The organism is Sagittula marina (assembly GCF_014196795.1).
GTDB lineage: Bacteria > Pseudomonadota > Alphaproteobacteria > Rhodobacterales > Rhodobacteraceae > Sagittula > Sagittula marina.
On record NZ_JACIEJ010000001.1, the window covers coordinates 219,117 to 240,020 of the forward strand.

The 20,904-nt window shown below is 59.8% G+C and carries 24 protein-coding genes and 1 tRNA gene; 11 read left to right on the plus strand and 14 right to left on the minus strand.

From position 1 onward, the window contains the following. Nucleotides 1-124: 124 nt before the first annotated feature. Both GGQ68_RS00955 and GGQ68_RS00960 read left to right on the plus strand, forming a co-directional pair. The gene (locus GGQ68_RS00955; protein WP_183962522.1) at nt 125-1,111 is read left to right on the plus strand and encodes a DMT family transporter; all 987 of its coding nucleotides are present in this window, start codon (nt 125-127) and stop codon (nt 1,109-1,111) included. A gap of 72 nt (nt 1,112-1,183) precedes the next feature. Beyond that, nucleotides 1,184-1,260 (plus strand) — tRNA-Pro (locus tag GGQ68_RS00960). Between the two features lie 413 nt (nt 1,261-1,673). On the opposite strand, the gene GGQ68_RS00965 is transcribed toward GGQ68_RS00960, so the two are convergent. From GGQ68_RS00965 to GGQ68_RS24675, 8 genes are all read right to left on the minus strand, one after another. Further along, on the minus strand, nt 1,674-1,877 hold the full coding sequence (locus tag GGQ68_RS00965; RefSeq protein ID WP_183962523.1) for a CsbD family protein: 204 nt from the start codon (nt 1,875-1,877) through the stop codon (nt 1,674-1,676). Between the two features lie 50 nt (nt 1,878-1,927). Then, complete coding sequence (locus GGQ68_RS00970) at nt 1,928-2,161, minus strand: hypothetical protein (protein WP_183962524.1); 234 nt, start codon at nt 2,159-2,161, stop codon at nt 1,928-1,930. Nucleotides 2,162-2,282: 121 nt separating this feature from the next. Beyond that, on the minus strand, nt 2,283-2,441 hold the full coding sequence (locus GGQ68_RS00975) for a YqaE/Pmp3 family membrane protein (protein WP_183962525.1): 159 nt from the start codon (nt 2,439-2,441) through the stop codon (nt 2,283-2,285). Nucleotides 2,442-2,486: 45 nt separating this feature from the next. Continuing rightward, nucleotides 2,487-3,437, minus strand: coding sequence for a YihY/virulence factor BrkB family protein (locus tag GGQ68_RS00980; RefSeq protein ID WP_183962526.1), 951 nt, complete (start codon nt 3,435-3,437; stop codon nt 2,487-2,489). A 40-nt stretch (nt 3,438-3,477) separates the two neighbouring features. Then, nucleotides 3,478-4,953, minus strand: a complete 1,476-nt coding sequence (locus tag GGQ68_RS00985; RefSeq protein WP_183962527.1) for a phospholipase D family protein — start codon at nt 4,951-4,953, stop codon at nt 3,478-3,480. Beyond that, complete coding sequence (locus tag GGQ68_RS00990) at nt 4,943-6,667, minus strand: histidine kinase dimerization/phosphoacceptor domain -containing protein (RefSeq protein WP_183962528.1); 1,725 nt, start codon at nt 6,665-6,667, stop codon at nt 4,943-4,945. The genes GGQ68_RS00985 and GGQ68_RS00990 overlap by 11 nt, the downstream gene beginning before the upstream one ends. 24 nt (nt 6,668-6,691) lie before the next feature. Further along, entirely contained in the window at nt 6,692-7,246 is a 555-nt protein-coding gene (locus tag GGQ68_RS00995) for an RNA polymerase sigma factor (RefSeq protein WP_183962529.1), read from the minus strand. Further along, entirely contained in the window at nt 7,233-7,637 is a 405-nt protein-coding gene (locus GGQ68_RS24675) for a NepR family anti-sigma factor (RefSeq protein ID WP_343055796.1), read from the minus strand. Before GGQ68_RS24675 ends, GGQ68_RS00995 begins: the two co-directional genes overlap by 14 nt. Between GGQ68_RS24675 and GGQ68_RS01005 the strand changes: the two genes are divergently transcribed. Further along, on the plus strand, nt 7,628-8,437 hold the full coding sequence (locus tag GGQ68_RS01005; protein WP_183962530.1) for a response regulator: 810 nt from the start codon (nt 7,628-7,630) through the stop codon (nt 8,435-8,437). The two genes, GGQ68_RS24675 and GGQ68_RS01005, sit on opposite strands and share 10 nt — an antisense overlap. 69 nt (nt 8,438-8,506) lie before the next feature. Here GGQ68_RS01005 and GGQ68_RS01010 read toward each other — a convergent pair whose 3' ends face one another. After that, nucleotides 8,507-9,670, minus strand: coding sequence for a GAF domain-containing protein (locus tag GGQ68_RS01010; RefSeq protein ID WP_183962531.1), 1,164 nt, complete (start codon nt 9,668-9,670; stop codon nt 8,507-8,509). Nucleotides 9,671-9,812: 142 nt separating this feature from the next. After that, on the minus strand, nt 9,813-9,983 hold the full coding sequence (locus GGQ68_RS01015; RefSeq protein WP_183962532.1) for a DUF1328 domain-containing protein: 171 nt from the start codon (nt 9,981-9,983) through the stop codon (nt 9,813-9,815). Between the two features lie 179 nt (nt 9,984-10,162). Here GGQ68_RS01015 and GGQ68_RS01020 point away from each other — a divergent pair, with 179 nt between their 5' ends. The 7 genes from GGQ68_RS01020 (at nt 10,163) to rlmN (ending at nt 15,682) form a co-directional block, all read left to right on the plus strand. After that, nucleotides 10,163-10,471 (plus strand): hypothetical protein, encoded by a 309-nt coding sequence (locus tag GGQ68_RS01020; protein ID WP_183962533.1) that lies wholly within the window; start codon nt 10,163-10,165, stop codon nt 10,469-10,471. Between the two features lie 89 nt (nt 10,472-10,560). Next, nucleotides 10,561-10,974, plus strand: coding sequence for a phage holin family protein (locus GGQ68_RS01025; RefSeq protein WP_183962534.1), 414 nt, complete (start codon nt 10,561-10,563; stop codon nt 10,972-10,974). After that, nucleotides 10,958-11,611 carry a hypothetical protein gene (locus GGQ68_RS01030; RefSeq protein ID WP_183962535.1) on the plus strand — a complete coding sequence of 218 codons (654 nt, stop codon included), beginning with the start codon at nt 10,958-10,960 and terminating at the stop codon, nt 11,609-11,611. Before GGQ68_RS01025 ends, GGQ68_RS01030 begins: the two co-directional genes overlap by 17 nt. Nucleotides 11,612-11,614: 3 nt before the next feature. Then, a complete protein-coding gene (locus GGQ68_RS01035; protein WP_183962536.1) occupies nt 11,615-12,643 on the plus strand; it encodes an AI-2E family transporter in 1,029 nt (342 codons plus the stop codon). A gap of 73 nt (nt 12,644-12,716) precedes the next feature. Beyond that, on the plus strand, nt 12,717-13,679 hold the full coding sequence (locus GGQ68_RS01040) for an amidoligase family protein (protein WP_183962537.1): 963 nt from the start codon (nt 12,717-12,719) through the stop codon (nt 13,677-13,679). Then, complete coding sequence (locus GGQ68_RS01045) at nt 13,676-14,395, plus strand: gamma-glutamyl-gamma-aminobutyrate hydrolase family protein (protein ID WP_183962538.1); 720 nt, start codon at nt 13,676-13,678, stop codon at nt 14,393-14,395. Before GGQ68_RS01040 ends, GGQ68_RS01045 begins: the two co-directional genes overlap by 4 nt. Nucleotides 14,396-14,497: 102 nt before the next feature. Continuing rightward, nucleotides 14,498-15,682 (plus strand): dual-specificity RNA methyltransferase RlmN, encoded by a 1,185-nt coding sequence (gene rlmN / locus GGQ68_RS01050; RefSeq protein ID WP_183962539.1) that lies wholly within the window; start codon nt 14,498-14,500, stop codon nt 15,680-15,682. A gap of 375 nt (nt 15,683-16,057) precedes the next feature. Here the strand turns inward: rlmN and GGQ68_RS01055 are convergent, their stop codons facing one another. The 4 genes from GGQ68_RS01055 to GGQ68_RS01070 all read right to left on the minus strand — a co-directional run bounded on the left by GGQ68_RS01055 (nt 16,058) and on the right by GGQ68_RS01070 (nt 19,608). Then, nucleotides 16,058-17,326, minus strand: coding sequence for an FtsX-like permease family protein (locus tag GGQ68_RS01055; RefSeq protein ID WP_183962540.1), 1,269 nt, complete (start codon nt 17,324-17,326; stop codon nt 16,058-16,060). Next, entirely contained in the window at nt 17,323-17,997 is a 675-nt protein-coding gene (locus GGQ68_RS01060) for an ABC transporter ATP-binding protein (RefSeq protein WP_183962541.1), read from the minus strand. Before GGQ68_RS01060 ends, GGQ68_RS01055 begins: the two co-directional genes overlap by 4 nt. A gap of 189 nt (nt 17,998-18,186) precedes the next feature. Beyond that, a complete protein-coding gene (locus GGQ68_RS01065; RefSeq protein WP_183962542.1) occupies nt 18,187-19,074 on the minus strand; it encodes a 2-dehydro-3-deoxygalactonokinase in 888 nt (295 codons plus the stop codon). 6 nt (nt 19,075-19,080) lie between these two features. Then, on the minus strand, nt 19,081-19,608 hold the full coding sequence (locus tag GGQ68_RS01070; RefSeq protein ID WP_183962543.1) for an invasion associated locus B family protein: 528 nt from the start codon (nt 19,606-19,608) through the stop codon (nt 19,081-19,083). Between the two features lie 218 nt (nt 19,609-19,826). Between GGQ68_RS01070 and GGQ68_RS01075 the strand changes: the two genes are divergently transcribed. Beyond that, complete coding sequence (locus GGQ68_RS01075) at nt 19,827-20,819, plus strand: asparaginase (protein ID WP_246429205.1); 993 nt, start codon at nt 19,827-19,829, stop codon at nt 20,817-20,819. Nucleotides 20,820-20,904: the final 85 nt, after the last annotated feature.

Below are 20,904 nucleotides of genomic sequence, written 5' to 3' on the forward strand. Positions count from 1 at the left end.
AAATGCAAAGAAGGTCACATAATAAGCGATATCAAAGTGATGCGGCAAAACATGGCGGGCGCACCCTTGCAAGTTTGCGGAGACCATGCATAGCGTCAGGCCATACGCAAAGCAGGTTCCCCACATGTCACCAAACGCAAAAGGCGCGTTTTTCGCGCTGACCGCCTTCGGTATTTTTGCCACGCATGACGTGGTCGTCAAATATTTGGGCGGGGGCTATTCTCCGTTCCAAGTGATCTTTTTTTCTTCCTTGATGTCGTTTCCGCTGGTCAGCTTCATGCTGATGCGCGACCCGATGCCCGGCACCCTGCGTCCCGTGCATCCGTGGTGGACGGCCATTCGGACCACTGCCGCAGTGCTGAACGGGATGTGCGCCTTTTATGCATTCTCCGTGCTGCCACTGGCGCAGACCTATGCGATCCTGTTTGCCACGCCGCTGTTGATCACGTTGCTGTCGATTCCGTTGCTGGGGGAGCAGGTGGGCTGGCGCCGTGGCCTGGCTGTGGGCGTCGGTCTGTTGGGGGTGATGGTGGTGCTGCGGCCCGGTTCCACGGAACTGTCGAGCGGTCATCTCGCGGCGATGGGGTCCGCGGTGTTTGGCGCGACCGCATCGATCATTGTGCGCAAGGTGGGTCATGCAGAACGGTCCGTCACGCTGTTGCTTTATCCTATGGCTGCGAATTTCGTGGTGGTCGGAATCCTGATGATCGCCGTCTATAAGCCGATGCCGATTGTTGATATTGGCGCGACCTCCATGATTTCGCTGCTGGGCTTTGTCGCGGGACTGTTCCTGATCGCGGCCTATAAATCGGGGGAGGCCGCCATCGTCGCCCCCATGCAGTACTCCCAGATCCTTTGGGCCAGTGCCTACGGATTTTTCCTGTTCGAAGAGACCATCGACACCTACACGATCATCGGGGCCGGCATCATCATCGCATCCGGCATCTACATCGTTGCCCGCGAAAGCACGAAGGGCGACAGCCAGACACCGGTTCTGCGAACACGATCGCGCGGTTATGGGTCGTCTTTCCGGATTTCGCCCTTCCTGCGCCCGTCGGATCGTCGGAAAATGGCGGCAGACAGCGCGCAGGCCGCTGTCAAAGCAGGCTAGCATTTTGATTGGCAGGGGGCGAAAACGTCTCTTGCCAAATTCGCGCGGTGGTTATATCCCGCGCATCACGGTCGGAGCGTAGCTCAGCCTGGTAGAGCACTGTCTTCGGGAGGCAGGGGCCGGAGGTTCGAATCCTCTCGCTCCGACCAATTTACCAGAGCGTATTGTTGGAGTGCACTTGAGGTCCCAGTGGGGCCGATAATTGTGCGACCTTTTGCTATTGTCCCACTTCAATATTGGTCAATGCCAAGGTCATTGAGTCTCAGAAGACCGGAATGTGCCTAGCTGCCCCATCGACCGACCTCGGGGCGGAACGTGCTTTTTCGCTGGGAAAGTCACGAAAGGCTGTTTTGCGGTCAGCTGGTCCTGACGTGTCATTGTCCAATGTCGGCCCGTTCGCCCAGTGACCCCCAAGACATATATCCTGGATTGCACGGATGTCTGCATCTTGTCTGCGTCTGCAGACTGTCCAGCAGCAAAAACGCCGACCGCTTTTCAGCGACCGGCGTCTTCGACAAGTCCGCGGCACGAGGTAATTCGCCGCTTCCCTGTATTTTAGGTCTCAGGCCCGATTGTTGGCCATCGCGTCATCCACAATCTTGCGAACTTCGTCTTTTTCCTTGCCCAGCTTTTGCTGAAGCTTGCCTTCAAGCTGTTCACGGTTGCCCTTGGCTTGCTCCAGATCGTCATCTGTGAGGTCGCCGTACGCTTCACGCAGCCTGCCTTTGAGTTCAGTCCAGTTGCCTTCGATACGATCGTTGTCCATGACTTACTCCATTGCTTGATTAAGTTGCGTTAGACAGCCGGGAAGAGTGATCAGTTATTATCATCTTCCGGCGGGGTAACTTCGATTTCCGGAACAGTGACAGTGACCTCTTCTTCGGTCACATCGACGTCACCAACTTCTGCGTCGAATTCGGGCAGATTACCGCCTTCGACAGAGACCTCGGGCATCGAGCCTTCTTCGGTCTGGTCAATGTCGATCATGTAAATGCCGAAGCCGATTACGACGACTGCAATAATGGCTGCGATGACTGCACCAATACGCATGAAAGTATTCCTTATCTGATTTCAGTGTCTTAACTTCTGCATCTCAACGTGGTTACGCGGCGTCGGTTCCGGTAATGCCAAAATAATTTGCATGAGGCCAGATTAGAGGGCGGCCAATCAATCAGCGCCGGGCGATGATCCAGACAGCGTGTACAATGCCGGGGATATAGCCACAGAGCGTCAGCAGGATGTTGAGCCAGAAGTGTTTTCCAAGTCCAACTTGCAGGAATACGCCCAAGGGCGGCAGCAGGATGGCGAATATAATGCGGATCAGGTCCATGAGGTCCTCGTGTTCGTTGTTCGAGGAGCTAACGGATGGGACGGCTCAGGGTTCCCCGGAAAGATCGCCTAGCGTGTCTGCTTTTACCGCGCCACGCTGGCCAAGAGGCCGATCTTTGCCAACCGTTGTGTCCAGACGGGTCTGCGCTTCCATCTCGGCATCGAGCGTCGCGCCCAGCAATACGATGTAGGCGGACAGCCACAGCCATGTGAGCAGAACTATCACGCCGCCAAGGGCTCCGAATGTCTCGTTGTAGCTGCCAAAGGACTGGACGTAGCGGCTGAACCCAACGCTGCCGGCAACCCAGAGCGCACAGGCCAGGGCCGCGCCGGGGGTCAGCCAGCGCCACCGCGCTTTGCGACGGGACGGGCCGAAACGGTACAGCATGGCGATGCCAAAGACGCCGAGAATGAACAGTAAAGGCCAACGCAGGATCAGCACGAAGGTCGTGAATTGCGCGTTCTTCGAGACCACCGCAGCGATCGTCGGCATGGCTGCAACAATCCCGACAGCCGTGAGGATGCCGATGATCAGGCATAGGGTCATGACCACGTTTATGGCCTTCAGCTTGACGATATTGCGCGTCTCCCGCTCGCCATTGATGACGTTGAGGCCGATGATCAGGTTGGCCATGGCCTTTGATGCGGAATAAAGCGCCAGCGCTATGGCGAAAACGGCGGCCCACCCGAGCGTGTCATTCGAGGTGGTCACAACGCTGGTCAGCTGGCCCATGAGGATTTCCGCCGCAGCAGAAGGCAGGACGTTTGAAATCGGATCGGAGACGTCGATAAGGAAGGACGGGTCCGTCACCATTCCGGCCAGCGCCACGCCGGCGGTGATCGCGGGAAAGAGGGACAGCAGGCCGTAGAACGCGATCCCCGCAGCCAGCAAGCCAAGATTGTCAACGATCATGGTATTGTAGATGCGCATGACAACGTCGATCAGTCCCTTGCGGGGGATCTGGAAGGGGCTGTTTGCAGTGCGGCCTCGGCTCATTGCTGGCTCCGGGTTTTTGGCCTGCCCCAGATGCACGGAGTCAGACGAGGTTTTCAGTCACACCCGGCATTGGTTGCGCCAGTTCAGACCCTTTGTCCTGATCGAAGGGCACCAGGAAACCGCTTCGATGTTCCGGCAGCCGCACCCCGTTGCGTTTTATTTCCGCGTCCCACCACGCCTGCAAGGTGCGGGGATGGCGGGCTTCGTCCGGCAGCGGGTTGAACCACCAATGGTCGAAGAGCTTCCTTCTCAGCAAAGCGACACGCTCCGGCTGGGTTGTTTCGACCGCCACTTCAGTGTCCCACCGCATGGACCGACCGTTCATGTTGGCTGACCCGACGATACCTATATTGTCGTCGCTTACCAACACCTTGTTGTGAACGTATATGATGGGCGACCCGGAAAGCACAGCCTTGGATTCGCGCGCTGCAAACACCGGACGGACCGGCGCGGCAAAGGTCACGCGATCCCCAAAGGCCTCTCGCAGAGTGGCCATGGCATCACGTTCCAAGCCGAGGCCGAATTTGGCATCCACTGCTTCGTTGCCTTCGAAGGCCACATCTTCGGGGAGGGCCGGGGTCACGAAGAAGGCTGTCAGATCGGGTTTTTTCGCAGCCTCTTCGGCCAGCGCATCGGCCAGATAACCAGACCGCAGGAATTGCGTCTCTGCATAGATGAGATGCTGCGCGCTGCGGAAGGCGCTCACATAAGCGTCTTCGATCTCGTGCAACATGGAATTTGGTGACAGAAAGGGCAGCTGGAATTTGCGTGGGCAGGACAGGGTGCGCTTGATCAGCGGCAGCGCCTTTGGCTGCGTCCTTGCCCCGCAGAGCGTTTCGAAGGTCAGAAGATGCTCGCGCGCATCCTTTGCCTCCGGACCGCGTATGATCAGCTGGACATCCGACCAGGTCAGATTTGACGGAAGCTCGTGCTTGGGGGTGTCAAAGCGGCGCTCGTTCAGGTCGAGGCCGCCGACATACAGCACCTCCCCGTCGATCACCGCCAGTTTCTGGTGGTGCGTGACGGTGTGAAGCTCGGGCAGGCTGCCGCTGTCCAGACCGACGGCTTCACGGCTCAAGCGGGCGTGGCGCATCCGTTGCAGACGGCGGGAGCGCTTGATGATCGCGGCTGGCAACAACGCCAGCCAAGGCAATATTCCAGGCTTGGCCGGGTGCATGGTTGCGCGCACCTCCAGCTGGCCGGGGGAGACATCGACCATTTCGGACAGCGCGACGCCTTGGCGCACCGTACGCCAGGCAAGTTCATGCAGTGGGGTGCCGATGACGGGATCGAAGTCGCTGACCACCAATACGACTTTGACGCCGCGTTTCAAAGCATGGGCCAGCAGGTCGAACCAGTCTTCCCCTATTGCGCGGCCTTCGGGGCTGCGCAGCTTCGTGGTCATGTCAAAAATACGAAAACCGCCCAGGATCTCCGTCTTGGCGTCAAGCACAGCGCGTTCAAACTCGGGCCATGCTTCGTCCGCCGTGATGAGGACATCGAAATCAAGCGGCATTATTAACCTTTTTCTGAGGCGTGAACCCTCGGCGCGGGAAAGTGATTTCAAGCGCGTAGCAGTCAACCTCTCTGGAATGGGTCACTTGTCCGTCCAGTTGGCGAACAAAGGCGGTCATGAGGCGGTTTCCAAGTCCATCGGTGTTCTCAGCCTCATCGTCGGATCGGCCGTCGTCGCTCCCAACGCTGTTTTCCACCCGTAGGTTCACCATGTCTCCATCTGCCTCGCCGACAGTGATCGAGATGCGCGGCGCGGCGTCGGACGAGGTGCCGACATACTTGTAGGCGTTGGACAGGGCTTCGGTCACAAGCATGGACAACGGAACCGCCTGATCGGGGAACAGGGGGACGCTGGCAATCTCGCATTTCAGGACGACGGAGCCGTCGCGGGACATGGTCGAAACGTCGTCCACTACCGCCTGAATCAGATCCTGGGAATCGACAGTGGTCAGGTCGGTGGTGGTATAGAGCGTCCGGTGCAGCATCGCGAGGCCGCGCACCCGGCGCTGAAGCCCGGCAAGCATGTGGCGCGCTTCGGCGGAACGTGCAGACCGCGCCTGCATGTTCATGATCGATGCGATGAGCTGCAGGTTGTTCTTGACCCGATGGTGAACTTCTTTCAGCAACACTTCCTTGTCGTGCAGGTCCTGTTCCTGACGGGCTTCGGCGTCTGTCAGGATCAGAACCATGCGATTGAAGGCGCGCTGTGCTTCTTCCAGCTCTTCGGGGGGGTTTTGCAGCTTCAGTGGCTCGGCATGGCGCTCGCCCAAGGCAAATTGGCGCATGGCAGACCGTAACTGTTTGACGTGCCGTACGACCAGTTGTTGCAAACCGAGAAAGGCGACCGCTATTCCGGTCAGCCACATCAGCGCCGGGAAGATCACGGCCATTCTGGCGCGTGGACCTTCGCCACTGCTGCTGGCGACGGATACAGGCCAGCTTCCTACGAGAACCAGCACGTCGTCGATCATAGGCGCGACAGCAAAGAAACGCTCCTCTCCGTTGCCGGCAGAGGCACTGAACGTTTTGCCGACACGCGTGACCAGTTCATCAAGCGGGACATTCTGTGGCAGGAACGTCGCGGCGGCGCGCACACCTTCGGATGCGGAAATCACTTTGCCTTCGATGTTTACCGAGGCGAGCTTCAACTCGTTGGATGGCATCGGGTTATCCATCAACGACTCTGCCAGGGAATTGGGGATCGAAATGGACAGAATGCCGAGTGTCTCGCCGTCGAGGACCACGGGATGAGATGCGATGATGACGGGTTGCCCGGTCATCGGGCCCGATGGCAGCATCTCTACCCGGGGGCCATTTTGAGCCATCGCTTCTGCCATCATGCCAGCATCAGAGAAAACCCGCCTTTCGCCGGCGGAACTACAGTTCATCGCACCATCGGCCTGAACGTAGCTGGCATAAATGTAAGTTTGTTGATTGTTGACGAAATTGGCCAGAATTTCGTCACACGGCTCGCCCGTTGTGTTGATGACGGCCGATGCCAAACCCCGTGCGGAGCCGAGCGCTTGCTGAATTAGCTCACGCTCGCCGCTGGCGGCTGCCATTGTCTCCGACAGCAATGCGGCGCGCGACAGAGCCTGAGCCTCGTCCACCACGACTTGCGTCTGGTAGATCGAGATCAGGCCCAGCGGCAGCATTGCCAGGGACATGAGGAACGCGATCCGCGCCCCTAGGCTTTTGGACAGGACCTTCAACACGCTCAAAGCTCATTTATTGTTTCATCACATAGCGTGCTTTTGCGCCGCAACGATGCCTGAGGTCACCCGGTCCGTAAGTTCCAGATGCTCATTCTCGTCGAGACCCATCAGCTCCGCCAACCGCGCCCGCGCCCGGTTAACCCGGCTTTTCACGGTTCCCACAGCGACACCACAAGTTTCTGCGGCTTCTTCGTAGGAGAACCCCTCTGCACCCACCAGAACCAGCGCCTCGCGCTGTTCATCGGAGAGCGTCGCAAATGCTGTATTGAAGTCCCGCATCTGAAGGCGCCCGTCGTGGTCCGGCTTCTGGGCCAAGCTGGCCGAGAACGTCCCGTCGGGATCGCCCACTTCGCGGCGGGCCTTGCGGTGGTGGGAGTAATAGGTGTTCCGCAGGATGGTAAACAGCCAAGCCCGCAAATTGGTTCCAGTTTCAAATGAATCGATTTTCGTCCAAGCTTTGACGAGAGAATCCTGAACCATGTCATCGGCCAAAGCCGAGTTGCCGGTCAGCGACATGGCGAACGCACGCATTGCACCCAAGTGATCGACCAACTGGTCGCGTGGATCACGATTCTGCATTGCTGTCACCGCCTTCGGGGCCGCCGGACTCCTCGGCTGCACGAAGTTGAGCCAGAAGGTCCGTGAACCGGTCTGGCACATCTTGTTTCGTAACGTCCCCGTAGGCGCGTTTCAGATTGTCATCGATTTCCTGCTGCACCTTTGAAGTCTTCCGATCTGAGTTCATCTGCTGCACACTTTTGCCATCGTTTCGGAACTCAACACGAATGCGTGAGTTTTGTTCCTGCAAGCCGAAAAAAAATAGGCTGCCGCACTGCGTCCCCTGCAGTTTCGCGCGCCCACACTTCTGCCTGCACTTTTTTTCATTGTCTCGGGAACATAACCGGGTGCAAGGCGTTTGGTTCCCAAGCAAATGAAAAATATATTGATGGAAAGCAGACGATGAGCACATCTCAGTCTTCGGATCTTACCAGCGTGATCGGCAGCAACCTGCCGTTTTTGCGTCGTTACGCACGTGCGTTAACCGGGTCACAAGAGAAGGGCGACAACTATGCCGCCGCAACTCTTGAGGCGATCCTGAGCGATTTCGACAGTTTTGACCGTTCCATCCCCGCGAAAGTGGCTTTGTTCCGGGTGTTTCAGATGATCTGGAACAGCACGGGAGGTGCACTGGCCGACGATGCAGCCGGTTTGGCGGCAAAGGCGCAAAAGCACCTCGGCCGTCTGACACGCGACACCCGCGAGGCTTTGTTGCTGCACACAATCGAAGAGATGTCGTTCGAGGAAGTGGGTACGGTTCTGGACGTGTCCGAGGATGAAGCGCGCTCGCTCGTAGACATCGCCTATGTCGAGATGGCCAAGTCGATCAACGGCAAGGTCATGATCATCGAGGATGAGGCAATCATCGCCATGGACCTTGAGAGCATTGTTGGCGAGATGGGCCATCAGGTCACAGGCATTGCCAAGACGGAAACAGAGGCGCTGGCGCTTTATGAGCAGCAGGCTCCGGATCTGATCCTTTCGGACATTCAGCTCGCAGACCTGTCCAGCGGCGTTGACGCGGTGAACAAGATCCTTGGCGACAATTCGGACATTCCGGTGATCTTCATCACCGCTTTCCCGGAGCGTCTGCTGACGGGTGAAAGCCCTGAACCGGCGTTCCTGATTGCCAAGCCGTACACCGAAGAACAGGTGCGCTCGGCAGTGAGCCAAGCGATGTTCTTCTCCTCGACAGAGACGCTTCAGGCGTAAGGCTTTGACTCCAAAAAAAGACCGGGCCACTCAGGAGTGCGCCCGGTCTTTTTGACATCAGGCGAACGATTAACGCGCCAGACGCTCCATCGGCAGGCTGATGTGATGGGAAAAGGTGTCCGGCGTCACGTCTGTTACGATGGTGCCCGACAATTGAGCTTCGACAGAGATGCTCAGCAGTTGCGAGCCAAAGCCGCTGCCCTTTGTCTGGGTCACGTCTTCCCAGCACTGGCCCGTCTCCGTCCAGTCGATCTCCAGCCGTTCATTCTTGACCTGCCATTGCACGCAAAGATGCCCGCCCTCGACGGACAACGCACCGTACTTCGCTGCATTCGTTGCAAGTTCATGCACCGTGAGGGCCAGGTAAACGGCCGCTTTTGGTCCGATCCACACGTCCGGTCCGGAGAGATCCAGTCGCGCTGCGCCAGAGTAGGGCGCCAGAAGTTTTTCCAGCAGACCGTCGATTTGAGCGCCTTCGGCGTCGGGCTTGGTGTCGCTGGCCTCTACCACGGGGACAATCATGGAGTGCGCCGCATTCAGGGCGCTCAGGCGTTTTGCGATGCTTTCAGCCAGCTCGTCTACACTTGTTGCGGTGCGCCGATCCATGCGCACCATGCCATTGATCAGCGAGAACAGGTTGCGCACGCGGTGGTTCATTTCCTGCAATACCACGTCGCGTTCGCTGACGGTCTGTCGCAGCGCAAGATCGGTTTCCAGCATGGCAACAAGGTCGTTCAGGGCGTCCAGATCGTCCTGCGTCCAGTCGCGGGGCTTGCCGTCGATAACACAAAAAGAGCCAAGCACCTCGCCGCCCGGAGCATGAATCGGCACGCCGAGGTAGGCGATCACATTCAAATCGTGCACTGCGCCATTGTCCGACAGCACAGGATCGAGGCGTGAGTCAGCGATCATCAGAGGCTTTCCGGAGCTGACGACATATTGGCAAAAGGAGTGCGTCAGCGGTGTTCCCTGATCTTCGGATGCTTTGCCTTCAAGGCCAATGTGCGCCTTGAAGTGCTGGCGCTCGGTATCGACGTAAGAGACAAGGCTGACGGGCGCCCCGAGAATCCGGCTGGCCATACGGACGCAGCGATCGTGGGGTTTGTCAGGATGACCGGCCATCAGCCCGCTGGCCTTCAGCACATCGAGACGAACAGGATCGCTCAATTTCAGCACGTGGTCGGAGGTTTCGGCTTGTTGATGCAGTCCGCTGCCAAGTCGCATTTCCGTCATTCACCCAGGCCCCGGTCCTAAAAACATGTAGGCGGCGTTATCTATACCTAAATTCGCAGTAAAAAAGAGAAAAGATCCGGAACAGTTAAGCCCCGGGTCTAGATGTTTGCTTTCTGCTTCGTCTCTGGCAACCTTTTGTAGGTCAGCTTGAACGTCCTCGCACAGCGCGCATGATCAATGCACCGACGAAAAGAATCAAAAACAAGACGAATAGAATCTGGGCCACGCCTGCCGAAGCAGAGGCGATACCGCCAAACCCAAAGATCCCCGCGATCACGGCGACCACGAAAAACATTATTGCCCAATACAGCATATCTTTCTCTACCTTCTGTTGATGCGTTGTGATCGTTCAACCTTTATCGGGTCGTGGAAGTTCCCTTCAACGTGACGCGAAGAGACCGGCGCGCAGCGGAGTTCGGCCTTTGGCGTTTGCAAGTGGTCGCGGAACCTTTTCGCCCTAGCGGTGTTGAGCAAACGAAAAGGAGATACATCATGAGTGCTTCGAAAAACCCTATTCGCAATGGCTCTGGCATGGAAAAAGCCACCGCACATGCCCGCGACGCTGTTGACAGTGCACGTGAGTCGCTCGAGGGCGGCTACACAGAGGCCCGTGAGCACGCCGCACGTGCATTCGATGCTGCAAGTGAAAGCGTCGAGGCCGCATATGAAGAGAGCGCGCTCGCTGTGCGAGATGCGCACGGTCAGCTTGAAACCATGGTGCGTAACAACCCGACCACGGCGTTGCTTGGCGCGGCCGGTGTCGGCTTGCTCGTCGGCCTGGCGTTGAAAGCGCGTCGCTGAGTTTGGCTCTCGCCGTGGACCGTTGACGCGGTCTGCGGCGCAACCCTTTGATAACAGACCGCTAACGGCAAAAGGGGACACGCACCCGAATGACACATCACAATCCATCTGCCGCCGGAATTCCGGCCTATATCGTGGCCCTCATGGAGGAGCTGCGTTCTCTTGTTCGGGTCGAGCTTGCGCTGGCGAAGGCTGAAATGTCGCGCGGCGCGGCGCGCATGGCTGTGGGCGCCGTGATGTTGGTTGTTGCCGCGATCTTCATGTTCGTGGCTTTGATGGTGCTTTCGGCCGCCGCCGTGATCGCCTTGTACGAGGTGCTGGGCTGGACGCTGATGTGGTCGGTTTTGACCGTCGGCTTGTCCGCGCTGGGTCTGGCGGTGATCTTGGCGCTGGTCGGCGCTCACAGGATCAAGCCAGGCGCATTGGTTCCGCATCGTGCCATGGCCAATTTACGGGCCGATCTGTCGGCAACGACGGAGGCCCCTCATGCCAAACCGTATTGATGAACTGGAAGCCCAGGCTGCCGTACACCGCGCTGGCTTGGCTGCGGCTCTGGCCGGGCTTACTCAAAATGCACAACCTGCGGCCTTGATGGGCACGGACATTGCGCAGACGGTGGCTCAAACGGCCCTGAAGACTGCCAAACGAAACCCGCTTGGCGCGGCCTTGATGGGCGTTGGCCTTGCCATGCTGATCGCCAAAAGCAGCCAAGCGAAACCGCCCACGGCGGCAGAGGCCGGGACCAAGGCCCCGACGCCGGATACCGCGCCAACCGCTGAAACAATGCGGCTGACGTTGCACGAGGGGCTGGGGCATTTGCCGCCAGAGGCCCGCAAACGCGTCATTCGTAAGCGGATCGAGGCGATGGAAGCTCAGGAAGAGGTGGAAAAGCGTCCGACCGACCCCTTGGGCGTCATCAAAGAACACAAGATGGTGACCTTCCTGGCCATTGCGGGTATCGGCCTTGCGGCGGCAAGGCTTTGGCCGAGCAAGGGTCTGAAAGCCCAGGAAAAACGCGACCAACACATGCGCGCCGCCGAAGCCCAGCTTCAGGTTGAAGAGGCGCGCACTCAGCCCTTTCCGGGCACGAACCCCGCTGCGAAACCCGCTGCTCAACACGATTTACACGACAGGATCTGATATATGTGGCGGCTCACCAATCGCGAGACCCGAATTGCGGCGCAGGCGTTGATTTTGATTGCAGCGCTCGCAACAATCGCGGCCATGAAACTGGCCGGAGATCTCGTTGCGCCCGTTGCACTTGGTCTTGTTGTGGGCGTCGTGTTGGCGCCCTTCGTAAACCGTCTTGGCAGGCTCGGCGTACCTCGCGCGGTCAGCGCCTCGGTTGCGTTGTTCTTGGCTGTTGTTCTCTTGCTTCTGTTTATTTCCGCTCTTGGCCCGGTCATGTCCGGGCTGATGGAGGAAATCCCGAAGATCCAGAGCGAAATCCGTGACTGGGTCGATGAGATTGTCCGCATGGTTCGCGGGGCAGAGGCCTTGGGGCGTGAGATCGAGGAAACCATTGCCGAAGGCGGTGATGAGGCGGTGAAGGCTGCCGTGCCGACTTTGATCGACGCGCTTTGGATGGCGCCGAACTTTGCGGCACAGGCGTTGATCTTTGCCGGCACGCTGTTCTTCTTTGTTCTGACCGCTGACGAAATCTACAAGTTCATTCCGACGCGCGCTGCCGCACTTCGGGACGCGGACCGCGCGGTTTCGCACTACTTTGTGACCGTTACGTTCATCAATGCGTGCCTTGGCCTTGGGACCTTTGGTGTGATGACCCTGATTGGCTTGCCCAATGCGATGCTTTGGGGCGGTGCGGCCTTCATCCTGAATTTCGTGCTCTACCTCGGGCCGGTCATGATGATGGCAGCCCTGCTGGTCGGCGGCGCGATGCATTTCACCGGGGCGATGGTCGTGGTGCCGTTGGTGGGTTTCCTCTGTCTTAACATGATCGAGGCACAGTTCGTCACACCGTCCTTGGTCGGTCAGCGCCTGCACCTGAACCCGCTGCTGGTCTTTCTGGCGATCCTGTTTGGCTTGTGGCTTTGGGGGCCGGTAGGCGGTATCGTCTCCTTGCCGATCTTGGTCTGGGTGCTGGTGTTCAGTGGTCACAAGACCGAGGCAAGCGAAGAGCCCGCGCCCGATCCTCTGCCGGATGCTGTATAACGCGTCGCACTAGGGGAGCATTTGTGCTGTCTTGAACATCGGATCGCCTCCGGGACTGACGAAAGGTCGCTGAATGACATCGCACTATCCACCCCTTGCTTTGACCGAAACTGCCGAAGGAGAGCCGCGCCGAACGGGTGTCGAGATCGAATTTGCCGGTCTGAATGAGGTCGAGGCGGCGGATGTTGTGTTCCAGACCTTCGGTGGGCACATCGAAGAAGGGGAAAGTCACGAACTCACCGTGACCGGGACCGAGATTGGCGACATTCGGGTCGAACTGGACACGGTTCTGCGGAAGAAAAAGAACATTCCGCTTTTGCAGATGGGATTGGACTTGGCCACGGGCCTTGTCCCGGTGGAAATCATCACAGGGCCCTTGACCCGCGAGAAAGTCGCGCGGCTTGACGCCTTGACCGATGCTTTGCGTCAGGCGGGTGCGACAGGCACGCGCGACGGAATCCTGCTGGGATTTGGCGTGCACCTGAATCCGGAGGTGGTGTCGCTGGATGATCCGCATACCATGCAGACAATCCTTGCCTATGGACTGTTGGAACCTTGGTTGCGTCGTCAGGAAGATCTGAATGTGACACGCCGGCTGATGCCGTTTGTAAACCAGTGGCCATCGGCCTTCGTTACGGAATTGGCGCGGTCGCGACCGTCGTCGCTTGCGGATTTGATGGTTGTGATGGCGCGGCACGTGCAATCGCGCAACCACGGGCTGGACCTGTTTCCGCTCTTTGCGCACGCGAACGAGAGCCTTTACAACCGCATGTTTCCGGAACCGGACAAGACCGCGGCGCGCCCGACGTTTCACTTTCGTTTGCCCGACTGCCGCATAGACGAGGCCGATTGGTCATTGGCGCAAGCGTGGAAGCTGTGGTGGACTGTCGAGGACGTGGCGCAGAATGGCGCGTTGCTGGACTCGTTGCGCAAGGCGTGGATCGACCACATGCACACGGCACCGGGTGCGGACAAGCGCTGGTCTGATAAAGTTGACCGCATGATGAGGGATCATGGCGTCGAGGCTGTACTATGACGCGACCTATCATCGGAGTGACCGTCTCTGACCGTAGCGGATGGCGTATCTTTCCGCTTATCAATTTGAACATCTGGCTGGCGGGTGCCCGTGGCGTGCGTTGGGGGGCCAAGCGGGACTGCGATTTGTCCAAGGTCGACGGTATCGTCATCGGTGGCGGCGACGATATCGGCCCGGAGCTATATGGCGGCACGCTTGGGGTATCTGCGCGGTTGGACCACGACCGCGACGAGTTGGAACGCTCGCTGGCAGAGCAGGCCGCGGATCTGAACATGCCGGTTCTGGGCATTTGCCGTGGCGCCCAGATGCTGAACGTGGCGCTCGGCGGCACGCTGGACCAGAATGCGTGGCAAACCTTTGGCATGGACAACAAGATCAAGACGATCCTGCCAAAACGCGAAATCTGCGTCGACAATGATACGCTACTGGCCAAACACACTGGACCGGAACCGATGAAGGTCAACGCCTTACACACCCAAGCGGTGAAGGAGCTGGGCGAGGGGCTGCAAGTCTGCGCGCGGGACACGGCAGGCATGGTGCAAGCGATCGAGCGGACCTCGGACCCGTTTGCGATCGGCGTCCAGTGGCATCCGGAGCATCTGTTTTACGCCCATCGGCAACGCGCGATCTTTCACGCTTTGGTTGCTGCGGCGCGTGCACGGCGGGAACGTCGCGGCCAGAACGAGGCCGCCCGGGCGGAGGCGCGGCTGGCGTAAGAGCGCCTGGCGGCCACATCCCTGTGATCCTTTGGAATTCGGCGTGGAAATCCGCGTCGAATCCTGTATATGAACCCCTTCTTCTCCCAGAGGATGGCTCTTATGACCGACGCTCCCATCACACAGGACGTGTTGACGATCCCGCGCAAGCAGCCCGAAGGCGGCAAGCAAAATATCATCGGCCTGACCCGTGTCGCCCTGCGCGACGCGCTGATTGCGATGGGCACGCCTGAAAAGCAGGCCAAGATGCGGGTGAACCAGATCTGGCAGTGGGTCTATTTCTGGGGCGTGCGTGATTTTGCCGAGATGACCAACCTTGCCAAAGGGTATCGTGAGCAGCTTGACGCGGCATTCATCATTCAATTGCCAGAGATGGTGTCCAAGCAGGTCAGCGCCGACGGAACGCGCAAATATCTGGTTCGGATCGCTGGCGGGCATGAGGTCGAGGTCGTCTATATTCCCGAGACGGACCGCGGCACGCTGTGCATTTCGTCTCAGGTCGGCTGCACGCTGACCTGTTCCTTCTGCCACACGGGCACGCAAAAGCTGGTGCGTAACCTGACGGCGGGCGAGATCGTCGGCCAGATCATGATGGCGCGCGATGACTTGGGCGAATGGCCCGAGCACGGCATGGGCACCGGAGATCAGGGGCCGCGCCTGTTGTCCAACGTCGTGCTGATGGGCATGGGCGAACCATTGTACAACTTCGACAATGTGCGCGACGCGATGAAGATCGCCATGGACAATGAGGGCATCGCCCTGTCCCGACGTCGCATCACGCTGTCCACCTCTGGCGTCGTGCCCGAGATCACCAAATGCGCCGAAGAGATCGGCTGCCTGATGGCGGTGTCTTTCCACGCAACCACAGACGAGGTGCGCGACAAGCTGGTGCCGATCAACAAGCGCTGGAACATCGAGACGTTGCTGGACACGCTTCGGGAATACCCGCGGTTGTCGAATTCGGAACGCATCACCTTTGAGTATGTGATGCTCAAGGACGTGAACGACAGTGATGCTGATGCGCGCCGCTTGGTGCGATTGATCCAGGGCATCCCGGCCAAAATCAATTTGATCCCCTTCAACGAATGGCCAGGCTCGCCCTACCAGCGGTCGGATTGGGAACGGATCGAGAAGTTCGCTGATATCATTTACAAGGCTGGCTACGCGTCTCCGATCCGCACACCGCGCGGCGAGGACATCATGGCCGCCTGTGGTCAGTTGAAGTCCGCCACAGAGCGGGAGCGCAAATCCCGCAAGCAGATCGCAGCAGAGACAGGCACTGCCTGATCTTGTCCCTGATTGCTGCCTTTGATCCTTTGCGGACGGGTATTTCGTCCTAAGGCGATGAGGCCGTTTATCAGCGATATGTGCTTCGAAGGGGCGGGCATGACCTGCGGCGGCTGCACTGTTCGGTTTCAGTGCTTGACGCCGCGGGTGTAATGACCGGCCTTTGTTTTAATCTGCGGCCTCACGGAACGAAGAATGCATCGGCTTTTGCTCCGTGCTGTGCCGGTCGCTTGATGGCGGACTCGGCACCTCTCCCTTTGTCGGCGTGCGTGGTGGGGGTGCGGCATCGACCGCGCGCCGCACAATACGCGCGATCAAGAGTCGCAAAGGGCGCGGCAGGGCGCCGATTGTTCGCCCGCCGCGCCCTTGCGCAGTTCAATTGCGACGCAGTGCCTCGGCGACTGGCGTGCGAGCAGCCCACCACGCGGGAATCAGCGCAGCCACTGCGGCGGCGGACAGAAAACCGGCCGCAAGGCGCAACTCGGTCACGCCCAAGGCCGCGGGCACGTGCACCCCGGTGCGTGCCGTGAGCACGCTGCTCAACACAGCCGCCGCGCCGTAGCCCAGCAGAACGCCCAGCACGGTGCCGATGCTCAGAAGCACAGCGGCATGCCCCCAGACGACGCTTAGAACAAAGCGCATGGGCGCCCCCACCGCGCGCAGCATTGCCAGCTGGCGCTGGAACAGTCGCGACAGAATCATCAGGCTGACCAGCACTGCGAGGACAACCAAGCCTTGGGTCACGCTGGTCAGAACGGTCACGGCCTGCCGCGCGTCCCCCATCAGTCGGTACAATTCTGCCTGTACCGCGCCGGGCAGGATTGCCATCATGTCGTCAGCTTGGTTCAGCGTGGTGCGCAGGCCGTAGGCCGCGCCCATGCCGCGCGGCACCACCACCACAGCGGGTGTGCCGGGGAAAAGCGCGGGATCAAACGGCGCTCCGATGCGCGTGCCTTCCTCGGCGCCGTGTCCGTTTGCAAGGCCATGTGTCTCCCACACGGCTTCGATAGGCACGATGACGGCTTGGTCCCACGGCGTTCCGGTGAGGGGGAGACGACCGACCACCTGGAATTCAACTTCTTCGTGCGCATCGTGGTCTGCGCCGTGGCCGTGCCCGTGGCTGGGGTGAAAATGGTCACCGATGTGCAGGTCGGATCTTGCGCCCACGACCGCCTCAGAGGTGTTGGCGAACAGGCGTCCTTGCACCGCGCCGCGCGCAAGGTGGGTCACGAAATCCGCCACCGTGCCAACGACGGGGGCGCCGTCATGGCTGTCGCCGAAAGCCAGTGGTGCGGCCAGTTCTGCCCGTGGATCTTCGGCAATACTGGCAAAGCGGTCGCCGTCCAGCAGCCCCACGCGGGAGGGTTGAAGGTATACGCTTGCCAGCATCAGATCCATCTCCGATCCCGGCGTGCCGACCACCAGATCAAAGCCGTCTGCGGCCTGTGCGCTGCCTTCACGGAGGCCGCGCTCTTGCGCCAGCACGGCAATGCCCATGGCCAGAGCCACGGCAATCAGCCCGCCAAACAGGCAGTTCACCAACCGATACCGCCACAGCAGCGCGCGAACCAAGGGACCCGGCGCATACCCGCGGCAGAGCAGAACGGCGACCAGAACAATAGGCGTCAGCAGAAGAACAATCATGCCGGAACCTGTGCCGCCAAGTGCCCATCTGTCACATGCACAACCCTGTCCATGGCGTCGAGCAGATGCGTGTCATGACTGATGGCGATCAGTGTGCGCCCCCTTTCGCGACACGCCGCGACTAGGTCGTGGATGACGCGGTCCGCAGCACGACGGTCCAGTGCGGCAGTGGGTTCATCGGCCAGAACGACAGCGGGATCTGCTGCCAAGGCGCGTGCGAGAGCGACGCGTTGCCGTTCTCCACCAGAGTAGCTGGCGACGTGGCGTTCCGGGTCGGTCAGGCCAAGTTCACTCAGGTGCTGTTTTGCCCGGACGGTGATCTCTGCGCGTTCGGCGCGTGGCGCAAACATGGCCGCGAGACGGGCGTTGTCGTGGGCAGAGAGGTCGTCGAACAGCAGGAAATCTTGAAACACCATACCCATGTTGCGTGCCCGAAAGGCGGTGCGGGCGTGGTCGGATAGTTTGGAAAAATTTGTCTCGCCCCAACGAATGCTGCCTTCCGACGGCACAATCCCGGCAATTGCATGCAGCAGCGTTGTCTTTCCCGCCCCGGATGCGCCGGTGATCCCGAGTAAGGTGCCCGGTGGCACCTTCAGGTCTGCGGCTTGGACCAGGACACGGCCACCGGAGCCATTCACGCAGAGGTCGGTCAGAGTTAGTCCGAGTGTCATCGGATATCCTTTTGTCTCATTCAGGGGCGGCTGCAAACCGGTCGCCCGCTTGTCGCGTTGCCGCAGTATTGAATGGGAACAACGCGACGAAAGCGGTCGGACGATCCGTTCAGCGCCCAAATCATGGACGACATGTACTGTTATTTCATAACGCGCTGCAAGCGAGGTGATGTCCCCGAGCGGCGAAGTTCAGCCTGCTTTGAAAGCGGTGACCAAACCGGCCAATGTCACGCCCTCGGTGGCCGCACTGCGCACCACTGCACCCTGCGCGTCCAAGGCCGCGACATAGGCTTGCCCCAACGAATCGTCGCTCAGCACGACAACGTCCTGGCCCAGCCAGTAGGGGCGGGATCCGGCCAGCTCCAGCCCGATCAAAAGACCGGACAAGCGGGCGCGGGCGTGGCCCTTTGGGGGGTCTTCCAGCAAGTCGCGGGCGCGCAGGCTGAACAGCTCCGCCGCGAACCCCGCAGGGCGGCCCATGCCGTCGGCAACGCCGTCAAGAAACGCGGCCTTATCCCAGCCATCGGCCGTGGAAAACCGCAGCACCGATTGCTGTGACAGCAGGGCAAACATCTCTCCCGTCATGAACGTCCGGAAGGAGACAACCTCGCGCGCGCTGATATGCGCCCATTTGGTGTGCGTGCCGGGGAGGCAAAGCACACCGTCGAAGTCCGCTTGACTGGCCAGAAAACCGCCGATCTGGGTTTCTTCGCCGCGCATCACATCGGCGGGTTTGGCTTGTGACAGACCCGGCAGAATGCGCACGTTCAGGCGCGCATCCTTGGTGGGGACCGCCACGCCATGAACCGGCACTTCGCATGGAACAGGGATGTATGGCGCTTCATGCCAGCCCTGACGTGCCCCGGCCATTCCGCAAATCACGACAGGCAAAGGCACGGGCGCAGTGTCCAGCCAATCGCCGAGCAGGGTCAGCAATGCGGCCTCGAATTCAGAGGCGTGCAGGCGGCCCATGCCCTGATCGCTGTCGCGCCGGGCCAGAATGGTCGCGCCATTCATGGCCCAGACCCGCACATGCGAGGTGCCCCAATCGACGGCGATCCACTCTGGCGCGGTCATGTCGTGTCAGCTGCAGCGTTTTTCGGCGTCTTCAACCGCGGCGGTGAAGCCGAGCAGAGAGAAGGTGTCCTGCGTCTTGGTCCCACGCGCCGACACGGCGGTGAGAACGGCAGATGCGCCGCGCTTCATCTGCGTGATGAGCTTTGAGTCGTCTTGCGGTGTCGCAGGCCAGGCCCATTCGCCCTCTGTGTACATTTCGAATTCGCTGTCATCGACTTTGACGTTCACAGTCGATCCCGGTGCAAAGGGATAGCCGCCGGTAAAGGCCACCTGTCCCTGCACATCAGCGCCGGGGCGATAGAACACCATCAACAGGATTTCGCCCCGCGTCACGGCGACCTCGCGGCCATCCTTGGTGTTGAGCATTTCCTTGTAGGTGGTCACAGCCCAGCATTCGCGCGGGTCTTGTCCTTCGAACACCGACCAGTCGGTCATGGCGTCAACGCGGTTCGTGCTGCTTTCCTGTGCCTGCGCAAAAGAAGCGACCAGCGTCAAAGCAGCCGCAGCAACCATCCGACCAAAGTGAGATTTCATTCGTGCAGCCTCCAGCTGTCTTTAGCCCCAAACCAACCGCGTGCCTGGCCCTGTCCCGACCTTGTCCGACACTGTGGCGGTATATTCTCTCGACGGCGGGACTTTAGCCTGAAAAAACGGAAATGAGAAAGCCCTGTTGGCAGAAACTCGCTCAGGGTTCTAAGGTGCATCGTTTGTTCCCCGGATATGGGGGCGCACTCGGAAAAAAGGGGCAGATCATGAGCGCAGTGGAGATGGTAGAGGTCCTCCGGGGACCATTGGCCGAAAGCCGGCATTTCGGCCATGCGGTGATTTGCGATGCCAGCGGCGAGGTGGTCGAGTCGTGGGGCGATCCCGACCAGCAGATCCTGCCGCGCAGTTCGGCCAAGATGTTGCAGGCGTTGCCTTTGGTGGCGTCAGGCGCAGCGGATGCGCACAGACTGTCGACCGAACGGCTGGCCCTGTCATGTGCGTCCCACCAGGGCGCACCGCTGCACAATGAGGCCGTGGCCGCGTGGCTTTCCGACATTGGCCGCAGCGAAGAGGATCTGATCTGTGGTGCAGAACCTTCCCGCGACAAGGATTTGCGTCTCGGCATGATCCGGCGCGACGAAGCGCCGCGTCGCCTGATGAACAACTGCTCCGGCAAACACGCGGGTTTCCTGACGCTGGCCAGGCATTTGGGCGCCGGACCTGACTATTGCTGCCCGGACCACGCTGTACAGCGTGCGATCAAATCGGTGTTCGAGGAGGTCACAGGGCAGGAAACACCGGGTTACGGCATTGACGGCTGCTCGGCGCCGAATTTTGCCACAACGATGCATGGCATGGCGCGCGCGATGGCGTTCTTTGCCAGCGCCGAGACGCGCGGGGATGTGCTGTCGCGCGCGGCCTCGCGGCTGACGCAGGCGATGATTGCGCATCCGGTGCATGTGGCGGGCCAAGGGCGCGCCTGCACCCATTTGATGCAGGCGGCCAAAGAGCCTGTAGCGATCAAAACCGGTGCCGAGGGCTATTTCATTGCCATCCTGCCGGAGCGCGGGCTTGGAATTTCGCTGAAGATTGTCGATGGCGCGACGCGCGCTTCTGACTGCGCCATTGCGGCGCTGCTGGTTCGCCTTGGTGTGCTGGACGCCGACCATCCGGATGTGAAGCGCTTCATGAACCCCGAGATCCGCAATTTTGCCAAGACCGTAACCGGCGAGATCCGCCCCAAGGCTGATGTGTTCTGACTGCGTCAGCCAAGCCGGACAATCGGATATGTTTTATCGCCTGAAGGCGCAATAAGCCTTAGGGTCCCTTGGTCGGGGGAGGTCT